The sequence below is a fragment of the Mesorhizobium sp. M7A.F.Ca.CA.001.04.2.1 genome (assembly GCF_003998485.1).
In the GTDB taxonomy this organism is placed as follows: Bacteria; Pseudomonadota; Alphaproteobacteria; order Rhizobiales; family Rhizobiaceae; genus Mesorhizobium; species Mesorhizobium ciceri.
Genome location: NZ_RZQT01000227.1, coordinates 1 through 5260, shown reverse-complemented (window position 1 = coordinate 5260; position 5260 = coordinate 1). Strand labels below are relative to the sequence as shown.

General features: G+C 62.5%; 8 protein-coding genes. 5 read left to right on the top strand and 3 right to left on the bottom strand.

Features of this window, described 5'->3' with window-relative positions; translation table 11 throughout:
• Window positions 1-174: 174 nt before the first annotated feature.
• The 3 genes from rpsI to EN955_RS33545 all read right to left on the bottom strand — a co-directional run bounded on the left by rpsI (window position 175) and on the right by EN955_RS33545 (window position 1803).
• On the bottom strand, window positions 175-657 hold the full coding sequence (gene rpsI / locus EN955_RS33555) for a 30S ribosomal protein S9 (RefSeq protein WP_023810272.1): 483 nt from the start codon (window positions 655-657) through the stop codon (window positions 175-177).
• A 1-nt stretch (window position 658) separates the two neighbouring features.
• Window positions 659-1123 carry a 50S ribosomal protein L13 gene (rplM, locus tag EN955_RS33550; protein ID WP_013532205.1) on the bottom strand — a complete coding sequence of 155 codons (465 nt, stop codon included), beginning with the start codon at window positions 1121-1123 and terminating at the stop codon, window positions 659-661.
• Window positions 1124-1338: 215 nt separating this feature from the next.
• Window positions 1339-1803, bottom strand: coding sequence for a PaaI family thioesterase (locus EN955_RS33545; RefSeq protein ID WP_024504604.1), 465 nt, complete (start codon window positions 1801-1803; stop codon window positions 1339-1341).
• 153 nt (window positions 1804-1956) lie between these two features.
• Between EN955_RS33545 and EN955_RS33540 the strand changes: the two genes are divergently transcribed.
• The 5 genes from EN955_RS33540 to EN955_RS33520 all read left to right on the top strand — a co-directional run.
• Window positions 1957-2778: an enoyl-CoA hydratase gene (locus tag EN955_RS33540; RefSeq protein WP_024504603.1), complete on the top strand. Its 822-nt coding sequence runs from the start codon at window positions 1957-1959 to the stop codon at window positions 2776-2778.
• 10 nt (window positions 2779-2788) lie between these two features.
• Window positions 2789-3211 carry a VOC family protein gene (locus EN955_RS33535; RefSeq protein ID WP_024504602.1) on the top strand — a complete coding sequence of 141 codons (423 nt, stop codon included), beginning with the start codon at window positions 2789-2791 and terminating at the stop codon, window positions 3209-3211.
• Window positions 3211-3993, top strand: coding sequence for an AAA family ATPase (locus tag EN955_RS33530; protein WP_024504601.1), 783 nt, complete (start codon window positions 3211-3213; stop codon window positions 3991-3993). Before EN955_RS33535 ends, EN955_RS33530 begins: the two co-directional genes overlap by 1 nt.
• Window positions 3990-4754 carry a GNAT family N-acetyltransferase gene (locus tag EN955_RS33525; RefSeq protein ID WP_024504600.1) on the top strand — a complete coding sequence of 255 codons (765 nt, stop codon included), beginning with the start codon at window positions 3990-3992 and terminating at the stop codon, window positions 4752-4754. Before EN955_RS33530 ends, EN955_RS33525 begins: the two co-directional genes overlap by 4 nt.
• Window positions 4741-5260, top strand: a 520-nt coding sequence (locus EN955_RS33520) for a CoA-binding protein (RefSeq protein ID WP_024504599.1), incomplete at its 3' end; no start/stop codon positions are given. The genes EN955_RS33525 and EN955_RS33520, both read left to right, overlap by 14 nt.

Genomic DNA, 5260 nt, shown 5'->3' with positions numbered 1-5260 from the left:
GATCAGCCGGAACCAACTGATCCAGCGTTACCATCTCGAGCGCGGTCTGTTCAGGGGCGGGTCGCTTCAACATGACCCAGTGAATCAAAAACCCCCGGCAAATGCCAGGGGTTTGTCAGCAGCCTGAAGGCCGCCCGGAGGCGGCCTTTTCGATTGTCTGAAGCTGCGAAATGCTTAGCGCTTGGAAAACTGGAAGCTACGACGGGCCTTGGCCTTGCCGTACTTCTTGCGCTCGACGACGCGGCTGTCGCGGGTCAGGAAGCCGCCCTTCTTGAGCACGGCGCGCAGCGTCGGCTCGTAGTAGGTCAGCGCCTTGGAGATGCCGTGACGCACGGCGCCAGCCTGGCCGGAGAGACCGCCGCCGACGACTGTCGCGACGATGTCGTACTGGCCGGCGCGGTTGGAGGCGATGATCGGCTGGTTGAGGATCATCTGCAGGACCGGACGCGCGAAATAGGTCGCGAATTCCTTGTCGTTGACGATGATCTTGCCGGAACCCGGCTTCACCCAGACGCGCGCAATGGCGTTCTTGCGCTTGCCGGTGGCATAGGCGCGGCCCGACTTGTCGAGCTTCTGGACGTGGACGGGGGCCGCCGGCTGGGTATTGGTGTTGCCGGTGGCGGCGCCCAGTTCTGCGAGCGAGGAAAGCTCAGCCATCTTATGCGACCTTCTTGTTCTTGGCGTTCAGCTTGGCCACGTCGAGCACGACGGGCTGCTGGGCGACATGCGGATGCTCGGCACCTGCATAGACGCGCAGGTTCTTCATCTGGCGACGGCCGAGCGGGCCACGCGGGACCATGCGCTCAACGGCCTTCTCGACGACACGCTCGGGGAAACGACCCTCGAGCAGCTGGCGCGCGGTGCGCTCCTTGATGCCGCCTGGGTGGCCGGTGTGCCAGTAATAGACCTTGTCGGTGAATTTCTTGCCGGTGAACACCACCTTGTCAGCATTGATGACGATGACGTTGTCGCCGTCGTCGACGTGCGGGGTGAAGGTCGGCTTGTGCTTGCCGCGGAGATGATTGGCGATGACAGTGGCCAGACGACCGACGACGAGACCTTCGGCGTCGATCAGGATCCACTTCTTCACCACATCCGCAGGCTTCTGCGAAAAGGTTGTCATGTTTTCTGCTCTCGGTTCTGACCTTCATAAGAGAAGGCGTTTCTTGTTGCTTGGATTGGCGAAAGGCGCTTGCCCGCCGCCAATAACAAAACGGCGGCCTTTGCGGGCCGCTGCTTCGTGGAGGCTTATAGGCGAGGGTGGTGACCGCGTCAAGGCGAACGAAAAGGTAGATATCAGGTAAAATGTAGCAAAAACAATAACTTGAACAAAAGGTATTATTTTACCACATCACCATTCCGCTTCGGCGGGATCGAATAGGTGCCGGTGGCATGCGCCACCGTGTGTCCGTCTGGGCCGGCAACGATGTCGATGTCGAACACCATCAGGCTCTTTCCCAGCTTCAGGATGCGGCAATGGCCGTCGATCGGTCCTGCCTCGGCCTTGCGCACGAAATTGATGTCGAGGTTGACGGTGACCGAAAGCGCATCCGGCCCGGCATGGCTGAGCACGCAGACGTAGCCGCCAATGTCGGCCAGCGTGAACAGCGAGGGGCCGGACACCGTGCCGCCGGGACGCAAATGCCGTTCGCCGGCGTTGAGCCGCACGGTGCAGCCGCCCGGGAACACGTCGATCGCCTCGAAATATTTGAATTGCTCATTGAGCTGCGGATAGACGGTTTCCATCAGTGCATTAACTTGGCCGGCGGTCAGCACCGGTTTGACGTTGGTCTGGGCGGGCATGTCTTGGTCTCTCGCTTTGCGCCAGGCCTGTATGAGCGTAGCGCGGCATTTCTGGCAACCTTCGTCCCTTGGCGCAAGCGATCGGTGTTGGACGAAACCCGATCCGGTATTAGATATTCCGACAGCCCCTAGCGGAATCGCGGAGACCTATCCATGGCCGAAATCCTAGCCATCAAGCCTGCTGCCGTTGAGGGTCCGGTTGTCGCACAACTGGACAAGGGCGTGCTGCGCCTGACGCTTGCCAATCCGCCCGCCAACGCCCTGTCGCTGGCGGTGATGGCGGCGCTGACGGTGGAGCTCGAACGCGCCAGCGCCGACAAGGCCGTTCGCGTCATCGTTCTGTCGGCGGCCGGCAAGGTGTTTTGCGCCGGCCATGACCTCAAGGAAATGACCGCGCGGCGCGCCGATGCCGACCGCGGCAAGGCCTTCTTTGCAGAAACATTTGCGGCTTGCGCCGCGCTGATGCAGGCGATCGTGCGCCACCCGCTTCCTGTGATTGCCGAAGTCGACGGCCTGGCGACGGCCGCTGGCCTGCAACTGGTCGCCACCTGCGACCTGGCGATTGCCTCGCATGAGGCGACCTTCTGCACGCCGGGCGTCAACATCGGCCTGTTCTGCTCGACACCGATGGTGGCGTTGTCGCGCAACGTCTCGCGCAAGCAGGCCATGGAGATGCTGTTGACCGGCGAGACCATCGATGCGGCGACCGCCAAGGAATTCGGCCTGGTCAACCGTGTCGTGCCACGCGAATACCTGAATCAGATCGTCACCAAATACGCGCAAACCATTGCTTCCAAATCATCTTTGGTGGTCAAGACGGGCAAGGAGGCGTTTTACGCGCAGGCCGAAATGGGGCTGGCGGATGCTTACACCTATACCGGCCGGATCATGGTCGAAAACATGCTCGCGCGCGACGCCGAGGAAGGCATCGGCGCCTTCATCGGCAAGCGCAAGCCGGAATGGACGGACGAATAGGAGCAGCACCATGGAGCCGCGAATCTCTATCATTACCATCGCCACCGATGATCTGGACCGCGCGGTGCGCTTCTACGAGGCTATGGGCTTGAAGCGGCATGCCGGTATCACCGACGGTGTCGCCTTCTTCCAGATGGGCGGCGTCATTCTTGGTCTGTTCCCACGTGCCAGCGCCGAAGAGGATTCCGGCGTCGCCTTCGCCGGGGCACCATCAGCCGTCTATCTCGCCTACAACACCCGTTCCGACGCCGAAGTCGACGACGTGCTCGCCATGGCGCAAAAAGCGGGCGGCCGCATCGTCAAGCCGGCCGGGCGCGCCTTCTGGGGTGGGTGGTACGGCTACTTCGCCGACGCGGACGGACATGTCTGGGAAGTGGCGCACAATCCGGCCTTTCCGATCGCCGAAGACGGCACGATTTCGCTGCCTGATTGATGGCCCATCGCAGGCAACTGACGCGGCTCAAGGCTCCCTATCTCAAGCGCATCCTGCTTGATCCCGCGCGGGTTGAGGATTGGGAAAAATACCCTTGGAACCTGCCGCTGTTTCGCGGCCACGAGTTCGAGCTCGAATTCACCACGCCGATCACCATCATCGTCGGCGAGAACGGCACCGGCAAATCGACGCTGCTCGAGGCGATCGGTGCACTGGCCGGCTACGACGAAGCCGGCGGCGGCAAGGGCTATCGACCGGTCGACCATTCCGGCGCCGTCGACAAGAGTGGTGCCGCGCTGGCAAACACATTTCGGGGCCACTGGCTGCCGAAGGTCACAGCGGGCTGGTTCTTTCGCGCCGAATCCTTCTACTCCGTGGCCCGTTATCTCGATCAGGCGGCGCTGGAAGACCCGTTCAGGCCACCGCCGCCGGACTTCTTGTCCTGGTCGCATGGCGAGGGCTTTATCCGCTTTTTCGAGGAGCGTTGCCGCAGGCAAGGCATCTACATCCTCGACGAACCCGAGAGCGCGCTCTCCCCGTCGCGTCAGATCGAACTGCTCAAGATGCTAAGGCGCATGGACCAGTCGGGCACCGCGCAGGTGATCATGGCGACGCATTCGCCGCTGCTGATGGCTTGCCCTGGCGCGCGGCTGTTCCGCATCAGCCGGTTCGGACTTGATGCCATGGATTTCAGCGATACCGATCATTTTCGCATGATGCGCGACTTCTGTACCGATCCGCAGGCGTTTATGGAGGAAGCGCTGCGGGAGGATGACGCGTGAGCGCCGGCGACGATGATCTCAACTGGCGCGTCGAGCAGGCGTGCCGCGAAGGCTGGCCGGCGGCGACCGAGACGTTGGTTGATGGCTGGCTTCTGCGGCGATCGGGCGGACGGATCCGGCGTACCAATTCGGCCAATCCCTTGCGCGGCGAGCGTGGCGCGCCTGATGCAGTCATCGACGCCGCCGAGTCCTTCTACATCGGCCACGGCCAGACGCCCTTGTTTCGGGTTCCCGGCATCGCCGGCGAGCTCGAAGCCGCTCTCGACCATCGCGGCTACCAGCCGGAAGGCGGCACGATCCATCTCCATGCCGGGATCGGCGACCTGGCTGAATTTCGCGATGAGCAGGTCACCGTTTTGAAGGTGCCGGGCGAGGACTGGCTCGCGGCGCGGTTCCGCATGGGAGCCTTTGACGACGCCGAGCGCCGCATCTTTCGCGAGATGACCGGGCTGATCGTCGGCGACCGGGCGTTTGTGTCCTATGAACGCGACAGCCAAATTGCCGCCCTGGCCTATGGTGTCATCCGCAATGGCCTGCTTGTGGTGGAATCGGTTGAAACCGATGGCCGTTTCAGGCAGCAAGGCCTGGGCCGCAAGACCGTCGGCGGCCTCATCGGCTGGGCGCGGCGGGCAGGGGCTCACGCCGCATGCTTGCAGGTGGTGGCCGACAACACACCGGCCCGCGCTCTCTATGCCTCGCTTGGGTTCAGCCGTGAACTTTACCGATACCACTACCGCAGGAAGCCGCATGAACCACGATAGCTACGACAACACTTACATTGCCGGCATCCTCAATTCGGTGAAGACCATCGCCATGGTCGGCGCGTCCGCCAATGATGTGCGGCCAAGCTATTTCGTGCTGAAATATCTGCTGGCCAAGGGATTTTCGGTGTTTCCGATCAATCCTGGCCAGGCCGGCAAGGAGATCCTCGGCCGGATGACCTATGCGAGGCTCGCCGATATTCCGGAGCCGATCGACATGGTCGACATCTTTCGCGCGCCGGCGGCGGTGCCCGGCATCGTCGACGAGGCGTTGCGGCTCGATCCCTTGCCGAAAGTGATCTGGATGCAGCTTGGCGTGCGCCATGACGAAGCAGCCGCGCGCGCCGAGGCCGCCGGCATCAAGGTGGTGATGAACCGCTGCCCCAAGATCGAATATGGCAAGCTGTCCGGCGAGATCGGTTGGACCGGCGTCAATTCCGGCGTGCTGTCGTCGAAGAAGCCGCTGATGCGGTCGGGATTCCAGAGTTTTGGCGTGCGGCAGAAGT

Bases quoted from the DNA above. Each gene is read 5' to 3' on its own strand.
- rpsI (WP_023810272.1), bottom strand. From the start codon at position 657: ATGGCTGAGCTTTCCTCGCTCGCAGAACTGGGCGCCGCCACCGGCAAC.
- rplM (WP_013532205.1), bottom strand. From the start codon at position 1,123: ATGACAACCTTTTCGCAGAAGCCTGCGGATGTGGTGAAGAAGTGGATC.
- EN955_RS33545 (WP_024504604.1), bottom strand. From the start codon at position 1,803: ATGCCCGCCCAGACCAACGTCAAACCGGTGCTGACCGCCGGCCAAGTT.
- EN955_RS33540 (WP_024504603.1), top strand. From the start codon at position 1,957: ATGGCCGAAATCCTAGCCATCAAGCCTGCTGCCGTTGAGGGTCCGGTT.
- EN955_RS33535 (WP_024504602.1), top strand. From the start codon at position 2,789: ATGGAGCCGCGAATCTCTATCATTACCATCGCCACCGATGATCTGGAC.
- EN955_RS33530 (WP_024504601.1), top strand. From the start codon at position 3,211: ATGGCCCATCGCAGGCAACTGACGCGGCTCAAGGCTCCCTATCTCAAG.